The sequence below is a fragment of the Peteryoungia desertarenae genome, assembly GCF_005860795.2.
GTDB classification, from domain to species: Bacteria; Pseudomonadota; Alphaproteobacteria; order Rhizobiales; family Rhizobiaceae; genus Allorhizobium; species Allorhizobium desertarenae.
Genome location: NZ_CP058350.1, coordinates 2,470,147 through 2,489,875 on the forward strand (window position 1 = coordinate 2,470,147; position 19,729 = coordinate 2,489,875).

Annotated in this window: 31 protein-coding genes; all 31 read left to right on the forward strand. The window is 58.5% G+C overall.

Annotation, left to right across the window (positions count from 1 at the left end):
- The first annotated feature begins 245 nt into the window (after nt 1-245).
- The 31 genes from rpsL to rplQ all read left to right on the forward strand — a co-directional run bounded on the left by rpsL (nt 246) and on the right by rplQ (nt 19,672).
- On the forward strand, nt 246-617 hold the full coding sequence (rpsL, locus tag FE840_RS12015) for a 30S ribosomal protein S12 (RefSeq protein ID WP_003507760.1): 372 nt from the start codon (nt 246-248) through the stop codon (nt 615-617).
- A 78-nt stretch (nt 618-695) separates the two neighbouring features.
- Nucleotides 696-1,166, forward strand: coding sequence for a 30S ribosomal protein S7 (gene rpsG / locus FE840_RS12020; RefSeq protein ID WP_138289769.1), 471 nt, complete (start codon nt 696-698; stop codon nt 1,164-1,166).
- Between the two features lie 34 nt (nt 1,167-1,200).
- On the forward strand, nt 1,201-3,300 hold the full coding sequence (gene fusA / locus FE840_RS12025) for an elongation factor G (protein WP_138289771.1): 2,100 nt from the start codon (nt 1,201-1,203) through the stop codon (nt 3,298-3,300).
- 72 nt (nt 3,301-3,372) lie between these two features.
- Nucleotides 3,373-4,548 (forward strand): elongation factor Tu, encoded by a 1,176-nt coding sequence (gene tuf / locus FE840_RS12030; RefSeq protein ID WP_179028205.1) that lies wholly within the window; start codon nt 3,373-3,375, stop codon nt 4,546-4,548.
- A gap of 375 nt (nt 4,549-4,923) precedes the next feature.
- A complete protein-coding gene (rpsJ, locus tag FE840_RS12035) occupies nt 4,924-5,232 on the forward strand; it encodes a 30S ribosomal protein S10 (protein WP_006728688.1) in 309 nt (102 codons plus the stop codon).
- A gap of 173 nt (nt 5,233-5,405) precedes the next feature.
- A complete protein-coding gene (rplC, locus tag FE840_RS12040) occupies nt 5,406-6,044 on the forward strand; it encodes a 50S ribosomal protein L3 (RefSeq protein ID WP_138289027.1) in 639 nt (212 codons plus the stop codon).
- Nucleotides 6,045-6,057: 13 nt separating this feature from the next.
- Complete coding sequence (rplD, locus tag FE840_RS12045; RefSeq protein WP_138289026.1) at nt 6,058-6,678, forward strand: 50S ribosomal protein L4; 621 nt, start codon at nt 6,058-6,060, stop codon at nt 6,676-6,678.
- A complete protein-coding gene (locus tag FE840_RS12050; RefSeq protein WP_138289025.1) occupies nt 6,675-6,968 on the forward strand; it encodes a 50S ribosomal protein L23 in 294 nt (97 codons plus the stop codon). Before rplD ends, FE840_RS12050 begins: the two co-directional genes overlap by 4 nt.
- Before the next feature lie 17 nt (nt 6,969-6,985).
- Complete coding sequence (gene rplB / locus FE840_RS12055) at nt 6,986-7,822, forward strand: 50S ribosomal protein L2 (protein ID WP_138289024.1); 837 nt, start codon at nt 6,986-6,988, stop codon at nt 7,820-7,822.
- 15 nt (nt 7,823-7,837) lie between these two features.
- A complete protein-coding gene (rpsS, locus tag FE840_RS12060) occupies nt 7,838-8,116 on the forward strand; it encodes a 30S ribosomal protein S19 (RefSeq protein ID WP_112830279.1) in 279 nt (92 codons plus the stop codon).
- A gap of 2 nt (nt 8,117-8,118) precedes the next feature.
- The gene (gene rplV, locus FE840_RS12065) at nt 8,119-8,508 is read left to right on the forward strand and encodes a 50S ribosomal protein L22 (protein WP_138289023.1); all 390 of its coding nucleotides are present in this window, start codon (nt 8,119-8,121) and stop codon (nt 8,506-8,508) included.
- Complete coding sequence (gene rpsC, locus FE840_RS12070) at nt 8,508-9,230, forward strand: 30S ribosomal protein S3 (RefSeq protein ID WP_138289022.1); 723 nt, start codon at nt 8,508-8,510, stop codon at nt 9,228-9,230. Before rplV ends, rpsC begins: the two co-directional genes overlap by 1 nt.
- Nucleotides 9,231-9,267: 37 nt before the next feature.
- Nucleotides 9,268-9,681: a 50S ribosomal protein L16 gene (rplP, locus tag FE840_RS12075; protein ID WP_015915745.1), complete on the forward strand. Its 414-nt coding sequence runs from the start codon at nt 9,268-9,270 to the stop codon at nt 9,679-9,681.
- A gap of 11 nt (nt 9,682-9,692) precedes the next feature.
- Nucleotides 9,693-9,893, forward strand: coding sequence for a 50S ribosomal protein L29 (gene rpmC / locus FE840_RS12080; RefSeq protein WP_027489069.1), 201 nt, complete (start codon nt 9,693-9,695; stop codon nt 9,891-9,893).
- 14 nt (nt 9,894-9,907) lie between these two features.
- Nucleotides 9,908-10,144: a 30S ribosomal protein S17 gene (rpsQ, locus tag FE840_RS12085; protein WP_138289021.1), complete on the forward strand. Its 237-nt coding sequence runs from the start codon at nt 9,908-9,910 to the stop codon at nt 10,142-10,144.
- Nucleotides 10,145-10,373: 229 nt separating this feature from the next.
- Nucleotides 10,374-10,742 (forward strand): 50S ribosomal protein L14, encoded by a 369-nt coding sequence (rplN, locus tag FE840_RS12090; protein WP_136597316.1) that lies wholly within the window; start codon nt 10,374-10,376, stop codon nt 10,740-10,742.
- Nucleotides 10,743-10,755: 13 nt separating this feature from the next.
- Nucleotides 10,756-11,064 (forward strand): 50S ribosomal protein L24, encoded by a 309-nt coding sequence (gene rplX, locus FE840_RS12095; RefSeq protein ID WP_138289020.1) that lies wholly within the window; start codon nt 10,756-10,758, stop codon nt 11,062-11,064.
- A complete protein-coding gene (gene rplE, locus FE840_RS12100) occupies nt 11,057-11,614 on the forward strand; it encodes a 50S ribosomal protein L5 (RefSeq protein ID WP_138289019.1) in 558 nt (185 codons plus the stop codon). The genes rplX and rplE overlap by 8 nt, the downstream gene beginning before the upstream one ends.
- A 32-nt stretch (nt 11,615-11,646) precedes the next feature.
- Nucleotides 11,647-11,952 (forward strand): 30S ribosomal protein S14, encoded by a 306-nt coding sequence (rpsN, locus tag FE840_RS12105; protein ID WP_138289018.1) that lies wholly within the window; start codon nt 11,647-11,649, stop codon nt 11,950-11,952.
- A 12-nt stretch (nt 11,953-11,964) separates the two neighbouring features.
- Entirely contained in the window at nt 11,965-12,363 is a 399-nt protein-coding gene (gene rpsH, locus FE840_RS12110) for a 30S ribosomal protein S8 (protein WP_138289017.1), read from the forward strand.
- A 42-nt stretch (nt 12,364-12,405) separates the two neighbouring features.
- Complete coding sequence (rplF, locus tag FE840_RS12115; RefSeq protein ID WP_138289016.1) at nt 12,406-12,939, forward strand: 50S ribosomal protein L6; 534 nt, start codon at nt 12,406-12,408, stop codon at nt 12,937-12,939.
- Between the two features lie 12 nt (nt 12,940-12,951).
- Nucleotides 12,952-13,314, forward strand: coding sequence for a 50S ribosomal protein L18 (gene rplR / locus FE840_RS12120; RefSeq protein WP_138289015.1), 363 nt, complete (start codon nt 12,952-12,954; stop codon nt 13,312-13,314).
- A 139-nt stretch (nt 13,315-13,453) separates the two neighbouring features.
- On the forward strand, nt 13,454-14,023 hold the full coding sequence (rpsE, locus tag FE840_RS12125; RefSeq protein ID WP_138289014.1) for a 30S ribosomal protein S5: 570 nt from the start codon (nt 13,454-13,456) through the stop codon (nt 14,021-14,023).
- 14 nt (nt 14,024-14,037) lie between these two features.
- On the forward strand, nt 14,038-14,247 hold the full coding sequence (gene rpmD, locus FE840_RS12130) for a 50S ribosomal protein L30 (protein WP_113462293.1): 210 nt from the start codon (nt 14,038-14,040) through the stop codon (nt 14,245-14,247).
- 16 nt (nt 14,248-14,263) lie between these two features.
- Nucleotides 14,264-14,743 (forward strand): 50S ribosomal protein L15, encoded by a 480-nt coding sequence (rplO, locus tag FE840_RS12135; protein WP_138289013.1) that lies wholly within the window; start codon nt 14,264-14,266, stop codon nt 14,741-14,743.
- A gap of 244 nt (nt 14,744-14,987) precedes the next feature.
- Complete coding sequence (secY, locus tag FE840_RS12140) at nt 14,988-16,328, forward strand: preprotein translocase subunit SecY (RefSeq protein WP_138289012.1); 1,341 nt, start codon at nt 14,988-14,990, stop codon at nt 16,326-16,328.
- The gene (locus FE840_RS12145) at nt 16,325-16,909 is read left to right on the forward strand and encodes an adenylate kinase (RefSeq protein ID WP_138289011.1); all 585 of its coding nucleotides are present in this window, start codon (nt 16,325-16,327) and stop codon (nt 16,907-16,909) included. The genes secY and FE840_RS12145 overlap by 4 nt, the downstream gene beginning before the upstream one ends.
- 231 nt (nt 16,910-17,140) lie before the next feature.
- Nucleotides 17,141-17,509: a 30S ribosomal protein S13 gene (gene rpsM / locus FE840_RS12150; RefSeq protein ID WP_138289010.1), complete on the forward strand. Its 369-nt coding sequence runs from the start codon at nt 17,141-17,143 to the stop codon at nt 17,507-17,509.
- Between the two features lie 127 nt (nt 17,510-17,636).
- A complete protein-coding gene (rpsK, locus tag FE840_RS12155; RefSeq protein WP_007598338.1) occupies nt 17,637-18,026 on the forward strand; it encodes a 30S ribosomal protein S11 in 390 nt (129 codons plus the stop codon).
- Nucleotides 18,027-18,123: 97 nt separating this feature from the next.
- Entirely contained in the window at nt 18,124-19,134 is a 1,011-nt protein-coding gene (locus FE840_RS12160) for a DNA-directed RNA polymerase subunit alpha (protein WP_138289009.1), read from the forward strand.
- A gap of 115 nt (nt 19,135-19,249) precedes the next feature.
- The gene (gene rplQ / locus FE840_RS12165) at nt 19,250-19,672 is read left to right on the forward strand and encodes a 50S ribosomal protein L17 (protein WP_138289008.1); all 423 of its coding nucleotides are present in this window, start codon (nt 19,250-19,252) and stop codon (nt 19,670-19,672) included.
- Nucleotides 19,673-19,729: the final 57 nt, after the last annotated feature.

Sequence of the window (19,729 nt, forward strand, 5' to 3'; positions counted from 1 at the left end):
GCCGGGTTTTTCGGGATGACTCGTCCTGGAGTTCGCCTCAAACAGGGTTCTTTACGCACGTTGAAGACACGAATGCTGCACGCATGACACATCTCGGGTGTGTCCTCTGCCCTGTTGTGGTCCATCCGCGAAAACGGGTCGGGCCACCTTTTGTGCATGACGGAAACTGTGCGGCCGCCGCCGGAAACGGCAAAACCGGAGCCTGTCACAGGTTCTAGAGACAAGAATTTGCAAGGGATGGGTATATGCCTACCGTAAACCAGCTGATCCGCAAGCCGCGTCAGGCACAGGTAAAGCGCAATAAGGTTCCTGCGCTGCAGGAAAATCCGCAGAAGCGTGGCGTTTGCACCCGCGTTTACACCACGACCCCGAAGAAGCCGAACTCGGCTCTGCGTAAGGTCGCCAAGATCCGCCTGACGAATGGCTTCGAAGTAATCGGCTATATCCCGGGCGAAGGTCACAACCTGCAGGAACACTCCGTCGTCATGATCCGTGGCGGCCGCGTGAAGGACTTGCCGGGTGTTCGTTACCACATCATCCGCGGCGTTCTCGACACCCAGGGCGTCAAGAACCGCAAGCAGCGCCGTTCGAAGTACGGTGCAAAGCGTCCGAAGTAATTCGGTCTATTGAGTTTACAGGCGCTGCGCGAGGTTCTCCGCGTGATAAAGCGTCCCAACCGTTGAGAGACAAACAGTATGTCCCGTCGCCATAGTGCAGAAAAGCGTGAGATCAACCCCGATCCGAAGTTCGGTGATCTGGTCGTCACGAAGTTCATGAATGCAATTATGCTTCATGGTAAGAAGTCCGTCGCAGAAAGCATCGTTTACGGTGCATTCGATGCTGTCCAGGCAAAGCTGAAGCAGGAGCCGATCACGGTCTTCCATCAGGCGCTCGACAATGTCGCGCCGCATGTTGAAGTCCGTTCGCGCCGCGTTGGTGGTGCAACCTACCAGGTTCCGGTTGACGTGCGTCCCGAGCGCCGTCAGGCCCTCGCCATCCGCTGGCTGATCGCTGCTGCTCGCAAGCGCAACGAGACCACCATGATCGATCGCCTCTGCGGCGAGCTCATGGACGCCGCAAACAACCGTGGCAGCGCCGTCAAGAAGCGCGAAGACACCCACAAGATGGCCGACGCGAACCGCGCCTTCTCGCACTATCGCTGGTAATCTGAACCGATCGAATATTGAAAGGCAGTCCGTTATGGCTCGCGAATATAAAATCGAAGACTACCGCAACTTCGGTATCATGGCGCACATCGACGCCGGCAAGACCACGACCACCGAACGTATCCTTTACTACACCGGTAAGTCTCACAAGATCGGCGAAGTCCATGACGGCGCCGCGACGATGGACTGGATGGAGCAGGAGCAGGAGCGTGGCATCACGATCACTTCTGCTGCCACCACGACCTTCTGGAAGGGTCGCGACGGCAAGATGCGCCGCTTCAACATCATCGACACTCCTGGCCACGTTGACTTCACCATCGAAGTCGAGCGTTCGCTGCGCGTTCTCGACGGTGCCATCGCTCTTCTCGACGCCAATGCTGGTGTTGAGCCGCAGACCGAAACCGTCTGGCGTCAGGCTGAAAAGTACAACGTCCCGCGGATGATATTCTGCAACAAGATGGACAAGACCGGTGCTGACTTCTACCGCTCGGTGGAAATGATCAAGACCCGTCTGGGTGCCACCGCTGTTGTCATGCAGCTGCCGATCGGCGCTGAAAGCGACTTCAAGGGCGTTGTCGACCTGATCGAGATGAATGCGCTGATCTGGCGCGATGAGTCCCTCGGCGCTGCCTGGGACGTTGTCGAAATCCCTGCCGACCTGAAGGAAAAGGCCGAAGAATATCGCGAAAAGTTGATCGAGACTGTTGTCGAGATCGACGAAGAAGCGATGGAAGCCTACCTGAACGGCGACATGCCGGACAACGACAAGATCCGCGAACTCGTTCGTCGCGGCACGATCGACGTCAAGTTCCACCCGATGTTCTGCGGCACCGCCTTCAAGAACAAGGGCGTTCAGCCGCTCCTCGACGCGGTTGTCGATTACCTGCCGTCACCGCTCGACATCCCGGCCATCAAGGGCATCGACTTCAAGACCGAAGCCGAGATCGAGCGCCACGCAGATGACGCCGAGCCGCTGTCAATGCTTGCATTCAAGATCATGAACGACCCCTTTGTCGGTTCGTTGACCTTCGCCCGCATTTACTCCGGCAAGCTCGAAAAGGGCTCGTCTGTCATGAACACGGTCAAGGACAAGCGCGAGCGCGTCGGCCGCATGCTGCAGATGCACTCCAACAGCCGTGAAGACATCGAAGAAGCCTTCGCAGGCGACATCGTAGCACTCGCCGGTCTGAAGGAAACCACCACGGGTGACACGCTCTGCGATCCCCTGAAGCCGGTTATCCTCGAGCGCATGGAATTCCCCGAGCCGGTCATCCAGATCGCGATCGAGCCGAAGTCCAAGGGCGACCAGGAAAAGATGGGCCTCGCGCTCAACCGCTTGGCAGCCGAAGACCCGTCCTTCCGCGTCAAGACCGACCAGGAATCCGGCCAGACCATCATCGCTGGCATGGGCGAACTTCACCTCGACATCATCGTCGACCGCATGCGTCGCGAGTTCAAGGTTGAAGCCAACGTCGGTGCTCCGCAGGTTGCTTACCGCGAAACCATCACGCGTCAGCACGAAGAAGACTACACGCACAAGAAGCAGTCCGGTGGTACCGGTCAGTTCGCCCGCGTCAAGATCGTCTTCGAACCGAACCCGGAAGGCGACGACTTCAAGTTCGAATCCAAGATCGTCGGTGGTGCTGTTCCGAAGGAATACATCCCGGGCGTTCAGAAGGGTATCGAAAGCGTCCTGTCTTCGGGTCCGCTCGCTGGCTTCCCGATGCTGGGCGTCAAGGCTACCCTCATCGACGGTGCCTTCCACGACGTCGACTCGTCGGTTCTCGCCTTCGAAATCGCATCGCGTGCCTGCTTCCGTGAAGCAGCCAAGAAGGCCGGCGCTCAGCTGCTTGAGCCGATGATGCGCGTCGAAGTCGTGACCCCTGAAGACTACGTCGGTGACGTTATCGGCGACCTGAACTCTCGTCGTGGTCAGATCCAGGGCCAGGAACAGCGCGGCATCGCGATCGTGATCAATGCTCACGTTCCGCTTGCCAACATGTTCAAGTACGTCGACAACCTGCGCTCCATGTCGCAGGGCCGCGCCCAGTACTCGATGGTCTTCGACCATTACGCACCGGTGCCGAGCAACGTTGCTGCTGAAATCCAGGCGAAGTATTCCGGTCAGAAGTGACCGGAATAGTCTCGACGTCCAAATTAGAAATTGAATTTCCCCTTGAAGGGGACAAAAAACGGAGAGCCGAAAATGGCAAAGAGTAAGTTTGAGCGCAACAAGCCGCACGTCAACATCGGCACGATCGGCCACGTCGACCACGGCAAGACGTCTCTGACGGCAGCGATCACCAAGTACTTCGGTGAGTTCAAGGCATACGACCAGATCGATGCTGCTCCGGAAGAAAAGGCGCGCGGCATCACCATCTCGACGGCCCACGTCGAGTATGAGACGGCGAACCGCCACTACGCGCACGTTGACTGCCCCGGCCACGCCGACTACGTCAAGAACATGATCACCGGTGCTGCCCAGATGGACGGCGCCATCCTGGTTTGCTCGGCTGCCGACGGCCCGATGCCGCAGACCCGCGAGCACATCCTGCTCGCCCGTCAGGTTGGCGTTCCGGCGATCGTTGTCTTCCTCAACAAGGTTGACCAGGTTGACGACGCCGAACTGCTCGAGCTCGTTGAGCTGGAAGTTCGCGAACTTCTGTCGTCCTACGACTTCCCGGGCGACGACATCCCGGTCGTCAAGGGCTCGGCTCTGGCCGCTCTGGAAGATTCGAACAAGGAAATCGGCGAAGACGCGATCCGCAAGCTGATGGCCGAAGTCGACGCCTACATCCCGACGCCTGAGCGTCCGATCGACCAGCCCTTCCTGATGCCGATCGAAGACGTGTTCTCGATCTCTGGCCGTGGTACGGTTGTGACGGGTCGCGTTGAGCGCGGTATCGTCAAGGTTGGCGAGGAAATCGAAATCGTCGGCATCCGTCCGACGACGAAGACGACCTGCACGGGCGTTGAAATGTTCCGCAAGCTGCTCGACCAGGGCCAGGCCGGCGACAACATCGGTGCGCTGCTGCGCGGTGTAAACCGTGACGGCGTCGAGCGTGGCCAGATCCTGTGCAAGCCGGGTTCGGTCAAGCCGCACAAGAAGTTCAAGGCAGAAGCCTACATCCTGACGAAGGAAGAAGGCGGCCGTCATACGCCGTTCTTCACCAACTACCGTCCGCAGTTCTACTTCCGCACGACGGACGTGACCGGCATCGTGACGCTTCCGGAAGGCACGGAAATGGTCATGCCGGGCGACAACGTCACCGTTGACGTCGAGCTGATCGTTCCGATCGCGATGGAAGAAAAGCTGCGCTTCGCGATCCGCGAAGGCGGCCGCACCGTCGGCGCCGGCATCGTCGCCTCGATCATCGAGTAATCGGTTTGTGAGCAGCCCCGACCCCTGGTTTGGGGCTGCTCTTGTCTTTTGTCTGTCGCCCGGCGCAAGCCTGTCGTGCAGACAGCGCATGTGTCGTCACTTCGTCACGTTGGACGGATTGACGAAAGGCCGTTTGCGGTGTATGTCGCCGCCCACGATCAGAATCGCGCGGTGATTTGCGCCGCCAGTTCTCAGCGCTGCAGTTTTCAAGGCCTGGTGACGGGTCGAGTTCGGCAGGGCTCCTCATGAATAGATAGAGTGACAGGGGCACCCTGCGGTGTCCCTGTGATTTTTGAAAATTAGGGGCCGGCCAGTCATGGTAATTCACTGTCTCTGCGTATGCGGGACGCAAGAAAAGAAACAAGGACAAGTCGAATGAACGGCCAGAATATCCGCATCCGCCTCAAGGCGTTTGATCACCGGGTTCTCGATGCCTCTACGCGGGAGATCGTCTCGACCGCAAAGCGCACCGGTGCAAGCGTTCGCGGCCCGGTACCGCTCCCGACACGCATTGAAAAATTTACTGTTAACCGTTCGCCGCACGTCGACAAGAAGAGCCGCGAACAGTTCGAGATGCGCACGCATAAGCGCCTGCTTGACATCGTTGACCCCACTCCGCAGACCGTCGACGCGCTGATGAAGCTCGATCTGGCTGCCGGCGTTGACGTCGAGATCAAGCTCTAAGAAGGAATTCCGGCGAGAGCCGAAATAACAAGGAAGGTACGTGGCAAGACCTGCCAACGACTTCTCGAAACGGGAAACCCGAAGGTTCGGAAGGGCCGGAGTGGAATCCTTAAACAAAGAGGAAAGGCCTGGACGGTTTCGTCAAGGCCGCGACTCTCAAGAGGAATGAACCAATGCGTTCAGGTGTGATTGCACAGAAAGTGGGAATGACCCGCGTCTACAACGACGCCGGTGAACATGTCCCGGTAACGGTTTTGCGCATGGACAGCTGCCAGGTGGTGGCCCATCGCACAGTCGAAAAGAACGGCTATACGGCCGTGCAGCTTGGCGCAGGCCAGGCCAAGGTAAAGAACACGTCCAAGGCCATGCGTGGCAACTTCGCTGCAGCAAGCGTTGAGCCGAAGGCCAAGCTCGTCGAGTTCCGCGTATCGGAAGACAACATGATCGACGTTGGCGCTCAGCTGACGGCGAGCCATTTTTCGGCCGGCCAGCTCGTTGACGTAACTGGCACGACCATCGGTAAGGGCTTTGCCGGTGCCATGAAGCGTCACAACTTCGGCGGTCTGCGTGCGACGCACGGTGTGTCCGTCTCCCACCGTTCGCACGGTTCGACGGGTTCCAACCAGGACCCGGGTCGCGTGTGGAAGGGCAAGCGCATGGCTGGTCACATGGGCCAGACGCGCGTCACCACCCAGAACCTTGAAGTCGTTTCGACCGATGAAGATCGCGGTCTTATCCTTGTGAAGGGCGCCGTTCCCGGTTCCAAGGGTTCCTGGATCATCGTCCGCGACGCCGTGAAGTCGGCGAAGTAAGGGAGCCAAGAACATGGAATTGAACGTCAAGACCCTCGAGGGCAAGGACGCCGGCAAGGTTTCCCTCTCTGACGAAATCTTCGGCCTTGATCCGCGCGAAGACATTCTGGCCCGTATGGTTCGTTGGCAGCTTGCCAACAAGCGTCAGGGCACGCACAAGACTAAGACCCGTGCGGAAGTTTCTCGCACTGGCGCCAAGATGTACAAGCAAAAGGGCACCGGTCGTGCTCGTCACCATTCGGCCCGCGCTCCGCAGTTCCGCGGCGGTGGTAAGGCTCATGGCCCGGTTGTTCGCAGCCACGCCCATGACCTGCCGAAGAAGGTTCGTGCCCTGGCTCTGCGTCACGCCCTGTCGGCAAAGGCCAAGGCGGAACAGCTGATCATCGTCGACCAGTTCGTCGCAGCCGATGCAAAGACCAAGCTGCTGGTTGGCTCTTTCGAAGCCCTCGGCCTCAACAACGCACTGCTGATCGGCGGCGCTGAGCTGGATAGCAATTTCAAGCTCGCTGCCTCGAACATCCCGAACATCGATGTTCTCCCGATCCAGGGAATCAACGTTTACGACATTCTGCGTCGTGGCAAGCTCGTGCTTACCAAGGCTGCGGTTGAAGCTCTGGAGGAGCGGTTCAAATGACGGATCTTCGCCACTACGATGTGATCGTATCTCCGTCGATCACGGAAAAGTCGACCATGGTATCGGAACAGAACCAGGTTGTCTTCAACGTCGCCAAGGACGCTTCCAAGCCTGAGATCAAGGCTGCAGTCGAAGCTCTCTTCGGCGTCAAGGTTACCGCCGTCAACACGCTCGTCCGCAAGGGCAAGACCAAGCGTTTCCGCGGCTTCATCGGCAAGCAGAGGGACGTCAAGAAGGCGGTCGTCACGCTCGCCGAAGGTCAGTCCATCGACATGTCGACGGGCGTCTGAGGTAGGGAAGAAAAACAATGGCATTGAAAAGCTACAATCCAACGACCCCGAGCCAGCGTCAGCTCGTCATCGTTGACCGTTCGGGCCTGTGGAAGGGCAAGCCGGTCAAGTCGCTGACGGAAGGTCTGTCCAAGAGCGGCGGTCGTAACAACCTCGGCCGCATTACCGCTCGCTTCATCGGTGGCGGTCACAAGCGCACCTATCGTCTCGTTGACTTCAAGCGTCGCAAGTTCGACGTCGAAGGCACTGTCGAGCGTCTGGAATATGACCCGAACCGCACGGCGTTCATCGCTCTCGTCACCTATGCGGACGGCGAGCAGGCCTACATCTTGGCACCGCAGCGTCTAGCCGCCGGTGACAAGGTTATCGCTTCGGACAAGGCCGTCGACGTAAAGCCCGGCAACGCGATGCCGCTGCAGTACATCCCGGTTGGCTCCATCGTCCACAATGTGGAAATGAAGCCCGGCAAGGGTGGCCAGATCGCCCGTTCGGCTGGCACCTATGTTCAGCTGGTTGGTCGTGATGCAGGCATGGCGATCCTTCGCCTCAACTCGGGCGAACAGCGCCTCGTTCCTGGCTCCTGCCTTGCAACGGTTGGCGCCGTATCGAACCCGGACCACGGCAACATCAACGACGGCAAGGCTGGTCGTACCCGCTGGCGTGGCAAGACCCCGCATAACCGCGGTGTTGTCATGAACCCGGTCGATCACCCGCACGGTGGTGGTGAAGGCCGCACCTCTGGTGGTCGTCACCCGGTTTCGCCTTGGGGCAAGCCGACCAAGGGCAAGCGCACCCGCTCGAACAAGTCGACCGACAAGTTCATCATGCGTTCTCGCCACCAGAAGAAGAAGTAAGAGAGGTAGTCAGTAATGGCTCGTTCAGTATGGAAAGGCCCGTTCGTTGACGGCTATCTTCTCAAGAAGGCTGAGAAGGTTCGCGAAGGCGGTCGTAATGAAGTGATCAAGATGTGGAGCCGTCGTTCCACGATCCTGCCGCAGTTCGTCGGACTGACGTTCGGCGTCTACAACGGCTCAAAGCATGTGCCCGTCTCTGTCAACGAAGACATGGTCGGCCACAAGTTCGGTGAATTCGCTCCGACCCGGACCTATTACGGTCATGGTGCGGACAAGAAGGCGAAGAGGAAGTAACAATGGGTAAGGCTAAAGCCGAACGTCGGCTGAAGGATAACGAGGCGCAGGCCGTTGCGCGTACGCTCCGCGTCAGCCCCCAGAAGCTCAACCTGGTTGCTGCGCTCATCCGTGGCAAGAAGGTTGACCGCGCTCTCGCCGAGTTGGAATTCTCCCGCAAGCGCATTGCCGGCCAGGTCAGAAAGACCCTGGAGTCGGCCATTGCAAACGCCGAGAACAACCACGACCTCGACGTCGACCAGCTGGTTGTCGCTGAGGCCTATGTCGGCAAGTCGATCGTCATGAAGCGTTTCCACGCTCGTGGCCGCGGCCGCGCATCGCGCATCGAAAAGCCGTTCGCGCACCTCACCATCGTGGTGCGTGAAGTCGAAGCCAAAGGGGAGGCCGCATAATGGGTCAGAAAATTAATCCGATCGGTTTCCGCCTGGGCATCAACCGCACCTGGGACAGCCGTTGGTTCGCCGACAATGCCGAATACGGCAAGCTTCTGCACGAGGATCTCAAGATCCGCGCTTACCTCATGGAAGAGCTGAAGCAGGCTGGTATTGCCAAGGTCGTCATCGAGCGTCCGCACAAGAAGTGCCGTGTCACGATCCACTCGGCTCGTCCGGGTCTGATCATCGGCAAGAAGGGTGCAGACATCGAAAAGCTTCGCAAGAAGCTCTCCGAAATGACCAACTCCGAAACGCATCTCAACATTGTTGAAGTGCGCAAGCCGGAAATCGACGCGACGCTCGTTGCCCAGTCGATCACCCAGCAGCTGGAGCGTCGTATCGCATTCCGTCGCGCTATGAAGCGCGCCGTTCAGTCGGCCATGCGTCTGGGTGCCGAAGGCATCAAGATCACATGCGCCGGTCGTCTCGGCGGAGCGGAAATCGCGCGTACCGAATGGTACCGTGAAGGCCGCGTGCCGCTTCACACCCTGCGTGCAGACATCGACTACGGCACAGCCGAAGCCGAAACCGCCTACGGCATCTGCGGCGTCAAGGTCTGGATCTTCAAGGGCGAAATCCTTGAGCATGATCCGATGGCTTCTGAACGTCGCGCCATGGAAGGCGATGCGCAGGGTCCGGCAAGCCGTGAACGTGGCGACCGTCGCCGCGAGAACGCTTGATTAGCGCTGGCGAAAGATAAGTTCGGAGAATAAGAAAATGTTGCAGCCAAAGCGTACTAAGTACCGCAAGCAGTTCAAGGGCCGCATCAAGGGCGTGGCCAAGGGCGGTTTCGACCTGGCATTTGGCGAGTTCGGTCTTAAGGCTCTCGAGCCTAACCGCGTCAACGCGCGTGAGATCGAAGCTGCTCGTCGTGCAATCACCCGCTACATGAAGCGTGCGGGCCGTGTCTGGATCCGGGTATTCCCCGATGTTCCGGTCACTGCCAAGCCGACCGAAGTGCGTATGGGTAAGGGTAAGGGTTCGGTTGAATACTGGGCCTGCAAGGTCAAGCCCGGCCGCATGATGTTCGAGATTGACGGTGTATCTGAGGAAATTGCGCGCGAAGCGCTCCGCCTCGGTTCCGCCAAGCTCTCGGTCAAGACGCGCTTCGTACAGCGCATTGCAGAGTAAGGATCAAGCCCATGAAAGCCGCAGACGTTCGCGCCATGAGCGCCGATCAGTTGAAGGATGAACTGGCCAAGCTCAAGAAGGAGCAGTTTAACCTGCGCTTCCAGAAGGCGACTGGCCAACTCGAGAAGTCCTCGCGTATCAATGAGGTTCGCAAGGACATCGCTCGCGTGAAAACCATTGCCCGCCAGAAGGCGGCAGAAGCCAAGGCCTAAAGGACCAGAATAATATGCCTAAACGCATTCTGCAGGGCGTCGTTGTCAGCGACAAGAACGAGAAGACTGTAGTTGTCCGCGTTGAGCGTCGATTCGCTCACCCGCTGCTCCAGAAGACCGTTCGTCGTTCGAAGAAGTACAAGGCTCACGACGAGAACAACCAGTTCAAGGTCGGTGACGTTGTTTCCATCCAGGAATGCGCGCCGATTTCCAAGGACAAGCGCTGGACGGTTATTGCCGCCCAGGCTTAATTGACGGATTGGGGCGCAAGGGCTTGCACCTTGCGCAAAAATCTGTATGAAGCAGCCCATTGGCGCAGGAACGCTCCGCAGTGAGCGTTCTTTTGCTTTGAGCGCACGGAAGGTCCCCTTGGGGAAACCACCCTGTCAAATCTTCCCGCGCGACAGTCGAAATTTATCATAAGCCGGAATAGGGGGCTCGTGCCCAACCGTTCGGGTTACAACAAGAAGGCGACCTGACATGATTCAGATGCAGACTAACCTCGACGTGGCGGATAATTCCGGCGCACGTCGTGTCATGTGCATCAAGGTGCTGGGCGGCTCCAAGCGCAAGTACGCTTCGATCGGCGACATCATCGTCGTTTCGATCAAGGAAGCGATCCCGCGCGGCCGCGTAAAGAAGGGCGACGTTATGAAGGCGGTGGTTGTTCGTACCGCCAAGGACATCCGTCGCGCCGACGGCAGCGTCATCCGCTTCGATAACAACGCAGCAGTTCTTATCGACAACAAGAAAGAGCCGATCGGCACGCGTATCTTCGGACCGGTTCCGCGCGAACTTCGCGGGAAGAACCACATGAAGATCATCTCGCTGGCTCCGGAAGTTCTGTAAGGGAGCGACGACGATGCAAAAGATTCGTAAGGGCGACAAGGTCGTCGTACTGACCGGCAAGGACAAGGGTCGTTCCGGTGAAGTTGTTCAGGTCATGCCGAAGGAAGACCGCGCGGTCGTCCGTGGCATCAACATGGTGAAGCGCCACCAGCGTCAGACCCAGACGCAGGAAGCCGGCATCATCAACAAGGAAGCTTCGATCCATCTTTCCAACCTCGCCATCGCCGACAAGGATGGCAAGCCGACTCGCGTTGGTTTCAAGGTTGTTGAAGGCAAGAAGGTTCGTGTGGCCAAGCGTTCGGGAGAAGTGATCGATGGCTGAGGCAAAGTACGAGCCACGGCTCAAGACCGAATACGTAAACCGGATCCGCAAGGCGATGCAGGAGAAGTACTCCTACGCCAACGAAATGCAGATTCCGAAGATCGACAAGATCGTCATCAACATGGGCGTAGGTGAGGCGACTGCCGACTCCAAGAAGCCTTCTGTTGCAGCTGCCGACCTCGCGCAGATCGCCGGTCAGAAGCCGGTCATCACGCGCGCCCGCAACTCGATTGCAGGCTTCAAGGTTCGTGAAGGCATGCCGATCGGTGCCAAGGTCACCCTGCGTGGCGTTCGCATGTATGAGTTCCTGGACCGCCTGGTCAACATCGCGCTTCCGCGCGTTCGCGACTTCCGCGGCCTGAACCCGAAAAGCTTTGACGGCCGTGGCAACTTCGCCATGGGCATCAAGGAGCACATTGTGTTCCCTGAGATCAACTACGACAAGGTTGATCAGATGTGGGGCATGGACATCATCGTTTGCACGACGGCAACCTCGGACGACGAAGCTCGGGCTCTTTTGAAAGAGTTCAACTTCCCCTTCCGTCAGTAACCGTAACGACGAGCGTAGAAGAGGAACTTGATATGGCGAAAGTAAGCGCAGTTGAAAAGAACAAGCGCCGCCGCAAGACAGTTGCCCTGCAGTCCGCCAAGCGCGCTGCCCTGAAGGCAACCATCATGAACCAGTCGCTTCCGATCGAAGAGCGGTTCAAGGCTACCCTGAAGCTGGCTGAACTGCCGCGTGATGGATCGAAGACCCGCATTCGCAACCGTTGCGAAGTGACCGGTCGTCCGCGTGCATTCTATCGCAAGCTCAAGATGTCGCGTATCGCGCTTCGTGAGCTTGGCAACACCGGCAAGGTGCCGGGCGTTGTAAAGTCGAGCTGGTAAGGAGACGGGCAAATGACGATGACAGATCCGTTGGGCGATATGCTCACCCGTATCCGGAATGGTGCCGCACGCCGCAAGGGTTCGGTTTCCACCCCGGCTTCCAAGCTCCGTGCCCGTGTTCTCGACGTTCTCCAGGCTGAAGGCTACATCCGTGGCTACAGCCAGGTTGACTATGGGAACGGCAAGTCCGAGCTGCAGATCGAACTGAAGTACTACGAAGGTGCTTCGGTCATCCGCGAAATCGGTCGTGTTTCCAAGCCGGGCCGCCGAGTCTATGTCTCGGTTAAGTCCATCCCGCAGGTCGCGAACGGCCTCGGCATCACCATCCTTTCGACTCCGAAGGGTGTGATGGCCGATCACCAGGCTCGCGAACAGAATGTTGGTGGCGAGGTTCTCTGCTCTGTCTTCTAAGACAGCGCGGAGGTCTCCCTAGCGAACAGACAGGATTTAAAAATGTCTCGTATCGGTAAAAAGCCCGTTCCGGTTCCTGCAGGGATCACGGCCTCGGTTGATGGCCAGAAGGTTACTGCCAAGGGCCCGAAGGGCGAACTTTTCTTCGTCGCAAATGACGAAATCTCGGTGAAGCTGGAAAACAACGCCGTCGTTGTTAAGCCGGTCAATGACTCCAAGGATGCGCGTTCGAAGTGGGGCATGTCCCGCACGATGATCGAAAACATCTTCAAGGGCGTCAAGGACGGCTACGAGCGCAAGCTTGAAATCAACGGCGTTGGTTACCGTGCGTCGCTTCAGGGCAAGAACCTGCAGCTGGCGCTGGGTTTCAGCCATGACGTTGTTTACGAGCCGCCGCAGGGCATCTCGATTGCTGTGCCGAAGCCGACGGAAATCGTCATCTCCGGTATCAACAAGCAGCAGGTCGGTCAGGTCGCTGCCGAGATCCGCGAATATCGCGGCCCCGAGCCCTACAAGGGCAAGGGCGTCAAGTATGCCGAAGAGCGGATTGTCCGCAAAGAAGGCAAGAAGAAGTAAGGAACGCGCGAAATGGCAAGCAGAAAAGAAGCACTTGTTCGTCGTGCCAATCGCGTGCGGCGTCAGATCAAGGCGGTCGCCAATGGTCGTCCGCGTCTGTCGGTACATCGCTCGTCGAAGAACATCTACGCTCAGATCATCGACGACGTGGCCGGCAAGACCCTCGCAGCAGCCTCGACCCTCGATGGCAGCCTGAAGTCCGACCTCAAGACCGGCGCAGACATTGCCGCAGCTGCGGCTGTCGGCAAGCTCGTGGCCGAGCGTGCGGTCAAGGCTGGCGTGAAGGAAGTGGTCTTCGACCGCGGCGCCTTCATCTATCACGGCCGTATCAAGGCTCTGGCAGAGGCAGCACGCGAAGGCGGTCTGAACTTCTGATTAAGTTTCCGCCCGGGTCTTTGGCTCCGGGCGGATTTCGGCCTTCGGGCCGTATTCCCGGATCCTGGCACCTGCAGAAGCAGGGTCGGATTATCAGTAATCTGCCGATTGCACCCGGAAAAGAAAAAGGAAAAGGACAATGGCACAAGACAAGCGTGGTTCGCGCGAAGAGCGCCAGAACCGTGAAGAGCGCGACAGCGAGTTTGTTGACAAGCTGGTCGCGATTAACCGCGTCGCCAAGGTGGTGAAGGGTGGCCGTCGTTTCGGCTTTGCAGCCCTCGTCGTCGTCGGTGACCAGAAGGGTCGCGTGGGCTTCGGTCATGGCAAGGCACGTGAAGTGCCGGAAGCGATCCGCAAGGCAACCGAAGCCGCCAAGCGCGAAATGATCTTCGTTCCGCTGCGCGATGGCCGCACGCTGCATCACGACGTAAACGGCCGTCACGGCGCCGGCAAGGTTCTGCTGCGTTCCGCCAAGGCCGGTACCGGTATCATCGCCGGTGGTCCGATGCGCGCCGTGTTCGAGACGCTCGGCATGTCGGACGTCGTCGCCAAGTCGACCGGTTCGTCGAACCCCTACAACATGGTTCGCGCAACCTTTGACGCCCTGAAGCACCAGGTACACCCGAAGGACATCGCAGCTCAGCGCGGCCTGAAATACGCCACGCTCCAGGCTCGCCGTGCCGCTTCCGGCAACGCCTCTGAAGAATAAGAGGAGTCTGATCCATGGCTAAGGCTACGAAGAAGACTGAAGCAAAGACGATCACGATCGAGCAGATCGGTTCGCCCATTCGCCGTCCGGAAGTACAGCGCAAGACGCTGATTGGTCTGGGCCTCAACAAGATGCACCGGGTTCGCACGCTGGAGGATACGCCTTCGGTTCGCGGAATGATCCGTGCTGTCCAGCATCTCGTTCGCGTCGTCGACGAGAAGTGAGACGGAGAGAGTCATCATGAAACTGAATGAAATCAAAGACAACGAAGGCGCCTCTAAGGACCGTATCCGCGTAGGTCGCGGTATTGGCTCCGGCAAGGGCAAGACCGGCGGTCGCGGCGTCAAGGGTCAGAAGGCTCGTTCGGGCGTTGCCATCAACGGCTTCGAAGGCGGTCAGATGCCGATCTACCGTCGTCTGCCGAAGCGCGGCTTCAACAACATCTTCCGTGCGGATTACGTCACGGTGTCTGTTGGTCGCATCCAGACGGCAATCGATGCAGGCAAGCTCGACGCAAAGGCAACGATCGATGCAGGCGCTCTCAAGGCTGCTGGCGTTATCCGTCGCCCGAAGGACGGCGTCCGCCTTCTTTCCGATGGCGAGCTGAAGGCAAAGGTAACCATCGAGGTTGCCGGCGCTTCCAAGGCTGCTGTCGAGAAGATCGAAAAGGCCGGTGGCTCGGTCAAGCTGCTCGAAGCAGCTGCACAGACCGCTGAATAATGCTAATTACATCGCCCGGGGTGCTTCACACCGGGCGATTTTGCTCCCATATGTGAGCCTCACGATCCCAGGACGGAAGTGACGTCGTTTCGTCTTCCGGGTCATCTCGAAAACAAGGGTGTGAGGCATATCGCTGCCAGCGCAACGTCTCCCGACCGCCCTGTTTTCAAAAAAGAACAGTTTGAACGAATAGCCCGCCGGTCTGCAAGTTTGCTTGAGCCGGTCATGGTTTGCGGAGAATTTCATGGCTTCTGCAGCGGAACAACTGGCCTCGAACCTCAACTTCTCGACTTTCGCCAAGGCGGAAGATCTGAAGAAGCGCCTTTGGTTCACTCTGGCCGCTTTGCTGGTTTATCGTCTCGGCACGCACATTCCGCTGCCAGGTCTCAATCCGGAGGCCTATGCCGCCGCATTCCAGGGCCAGTCCGGTGGTATCCTGGGGCTTTTCAACATGTTCTCCGGCGGTGCCGTCGAGCGCATGGCGATCTTTGCCCTCGGCATCATGCCTTACATCTCCGCATCGATTATCGTGCAGCTGATGACCTCTGTCGTGCCCGCTCTCGAAGCCTTGAAGAAGGAGGGGGAGCAGGGTCGCAAGATCATCAACCAGTACACCCGTTATGGCACCGTGCTTCTCGGCACCGTTCAGGCCTATGCGATCGCCGTGGGCTTGCAGAGCGGCGAAGGGCTCGTTCTTGATCCGGGCTGGTTCTTCATCACGTCTGCCGTCATTACGCTTGTCGGCGGTACCATGTTCCTGATGTGGCTCGGCGAGCAGATCACTGCGCGCGGGATCGGTAACGGTATCTCCTTGATTATCTTTGCCGGTATTGTCGCAACACTGCCAACTGCGCTGGCCCAGACCCTGGATCTTGGCCGGACCGGCGCCGTTTCGACACTGCTGATTCTGACTGTTGTGGTTGTTGCCATCGCTGTTATCGCGCTGATCGTCTTTGTCGAACGTGCCCAGCGCCGCCTTCTGATCCAATATCCGAAGCGTCAGGTCGGCAACCGGATGTTCCAGGGCGATACGTCTCACCTGCCGCTCAAACTCAACACCGCAGGCGTCATCCCGGCGATCTTTGCATCGTCGCTCCTGCTTCTGCCGGCGACTGTTGTCGGATTCTCCGGTTCTTCGGAACTTCCGGGTTGGGCAACGGCCATCGTCGCGGCACTGACCCACGGGCATCCCGTCTACATGATGTTCTACGGCGCACTGATTGCGTTCTTTGCCTTCTTCTACACCGCCATCGTCTTCAACCCGAAGGACACGGCGGACAATCTGAAGAAGCATGGCGGCTTCATTCCGGGTATCCGTCCCGGTGACCGCACGGCAGAATACATCGACTATGTTCTGACGCGTATCACGACTGTTGGTGCGGTCTATCTTGTCTTCGTCTGCATCCTGCCGGAGATCCTGATTGCGCGCACCGGCGTGCCATTAGCCCTTGGTGGTACATCGCTTTTGATTGTTGTCAGCGTTACCCTTGATACTGTAGCACAGGTTCAGGGACATCTGATCGCCCAGCAATATGAAGGGCTGATCAAGAAGTCCAAGCTACGAGGAGGAAAGAGGGGACGATGAGACTCATTCTGTTAGGACCGCCGGGCGCGGGCAAGGGGACCCAGGCCCAGCGGATTGTGGAAAAGCACGGCATTCCGCAGCTTTCCACGGGGGACATGCTGAGGGCCGCCGTGGCGGCCCAGACAGAAGTCGGCATGAAGGCAAAGGCGCTGATGGATGCCGGTGAGCTGGTTCCGGATGCCGTGGTGAATGCGATCGTCTCCGAGCGGATCGACCAGCCAGATTGCGACAACGGGTTCATTCTGGATGGTTATCCGCGGACGCTGGTCCAGGCTGATTCTGTCGAGGCCATGCTCAAGGACAAAGGCCAGGCGCTGGATGTGGCCATCGAACTCGTCGTTGATGATTCGGCCATGGTCGACCGCATCTTGCGTCGGGCGGAAGAGGCCCGTGCCGCCGGTCTGCCGGTGCGCAAGGACGACAATGCCGAAGTTTATGCAGATCGCTTGCGTGCCTACTACAAGAGCACGGCCCCTCTGACCGGCTATTATCATGCCAAGGGCAAGTTGAAGACTGTGGATGGCATGGCGGATATCGAGTCGGTTACGGCCGAGATCGAAAGAATTCTGGCGAGTCTGTAAGGTTTCACCGGAAAAGAATTTTTAGCGGATCGGTTGCTTTTGCCAGCTGATTCCGTTAAACAGCGCGCCAACTCGCGACATTTGAGCGATCGGCGCGTTCTTCCGGGGAAGACGGAAGACCGGGTTCGATCGTTTTGACTTGTTGAGAACCCAATCTGTAATTGCGGCCCGCAAGGGTCGTGTAACGAGACACCACTTGCCGGATGGCAACTGGAAGCAAGGAGAATAGGCGTGGCACGTATCGCTGGCGTCAACATCCCGACTGCGAAGCGCGTAATCATTGCGCTGACCTATATTCACGGGATTGGTCCGAAATTTGCTGCTGAGATCATGGAAAAGGTCGGCCTTCCGCTTGACCGTCGTGTTCATCAGCTGACGGATGCCGAAGTTCTGGCAATCCGCGAAACCATCGACCGCGATTATCAGGTTGAAGGTGACCTGCGTCGCGATACTGCGATGAACATCAAGCGTCTGATGGACCTTGGTTGCTATCGTGGTCTTCGTCATCGTCGTGGCCTGCCGGTTCGCGGCCAGCGCACGCACACCAACGCCCGCACCCGCAAGGGTCCGGCGAAGGCGATCGCAGGCAAGAAGAAGTAATTTTTCGTGGCATTTGGGCGTGGGCAGTAAGTGATAGGGAGCTATCGCCTACTGCCTAAATCCTATTGCCCCGATTGGTGGAGCCGCTGGAATTACGGCGGTGTTAAGATCAACTGAAAGGAATACCATGGCCAAGGAAGCCACACGCATTCGCCGCCGCGAACGCAAGAATATCTCGTCGGGCGTTGCCCACGTCAACTCGACCTTCAACAACACGATGATCACCATCACCGACGCTCAGGGCAATGCCATTGCCTGGTCGTCCGCTGGTGCCAAGGGCTTCAAGGGTTCGCGCAAGTCGACCCCGTTTGCTGCTCAGATCGCTGCCGAAGACTGCGCGAAGAAGGCTCAGGAACACGGCATGAAGTCTCTGGAAGTGGAAGTCTGCGGTCCGGGTTCCGGTCGCGAATCCGCTCTGCGCGCCCTGCAGGCTGCCGGCTTCATGATCACCTCCATCCGCGATGTGACGCCGATCCCGCACAATGGCTGCCGTCCGCGCAAGAAGCGCCGCGTCTGATCATTATTCATCCCGCCGGGGTGGGGTATGCCCGCTCCGGTGCTTCTAATGCTCGGTCGTCACGATTGGATGGTGACGACGAACGGAAGGTAAAATCATGATCCAGAAGAATTGGCAGGAACTGATCAAGCCGAACAAGGTGGAGTTCACTTCGTCCGGTCGCACCAAGGCAACGCTCGTGGCTGAGCCACTGGAGCGCGGCTTCGGTCTGACGCTTGGCAACGCGCTGCGTCGCGTGCTTCTGTCCTCGCTGCGCGGCGGTGCCGTGACGGCGGTTCAGATCGATGGCGTCCTGCACGAGTTCTCGTCGATCCCGGGCGTTCGGGAAGACGTGACAGACATCGTGCTCAACATCAAGGAAATCGCCATCAAGATGGATGGCGACGATCCGAAGCGTATGGTCGTGCGCAAGCAGGGTCCGGGCGTTGTCACCGCTGGCGATATCCAGACGGTTGGCGATATCGAGATCCTGAACCCGAACCATGTGATCTGCACGCTCGACGAGGGCGCCGAGATCCGCATGGAGTTCACGGTCAACAACGGCAAGGGCTATGTCCCGGCTGAGCGTAACCGCGCGGAAGATGCACCGATCGGCCTGATCCCGGTCGACAGCCTCTATTCGCCGGTCAAGAAGGTGTCCTACAAGGTGGAAAACACCCGTGAAGGCCAGGTTCTTGACTACGACAAGCTGACCATGACGATCGAGACCAATGGCTCGATCTCGGGTGAAGACGCCGTTGCGTTCGCTGCCCGCATTCTGCAGGACCAGCTCTCGGTTTTCGTCAACTTCGACGAACCGCAGAAGGAAGTCGAAGAAGAGTCGGTCACCGAACTGGCCTTCAACCCGGCGCTCCTGAAGAAGGTCGACGAACTCGAATTGTCGGTCCGCTCGGCAAACTGCCTGAAGAACGACAACATCGTCTATATCGGCGATCTGATCCAGAAGACCGAAGCAGAGATGCTGCGCACCCCGAACTTTGGTCGCAAGTCGCTGAACGAAATCAAGGAAGTTCTCGCTTCCATGGGCCTGCACCTTGGCATGGAAGTGCCCGCATGGCCGCCCGAGAACATCGAAGATCTCGCCAAACGCTACGAAGACCAGTACTGAAAAAGATAAAGGCAGGGCTGTCTCTGCCTTTTCCAGTCAAACTGCGGGTGAATGCCCGTATGTGTCAGGAAACGGCAGCCTCTGGGACAGAGCCTGCACTTAAAGGAGAATAGCAATGCGCCACCAGAAAGCCGGCCGCAAGCTGAACCGTACCGCCAGCCACCGCAAGGCGATGTTCGCCAACATGGCTGCTTCGCTCATCACCCATGAGCAGATCGTGACCACCCTGCCGAAGGCGAAGGAAATTCGCCCGATCGTTGAAAAGCTCGTGACGCTTGGCAAGCGCGGCGACCTGCATGCCCGCCGTCAGGCGATCTCGCAGATCCGCGACGCTTCTGTCGTCGCCAAGCTGTTCGACACCATCGCATCGCGTTACGCAACCCGCAACGGCGGCTACCTGCGTATCATGAAGGCCGGTTTCCGTCAGGGCGACAACGCCGCCATGGCCGTCATCGAATTCGTTGACCGCGATGTCGATGCCAAGGGTGCAGCCGACAAGGCCCGCGTTGAAGCAGAAGAAGTTGCTGAAGCTGCGTAAGCTATCTTCCGTAAGGGAAGGTAGACAGGAAGCCGGGTTAGCGATCACCCGGCTTTT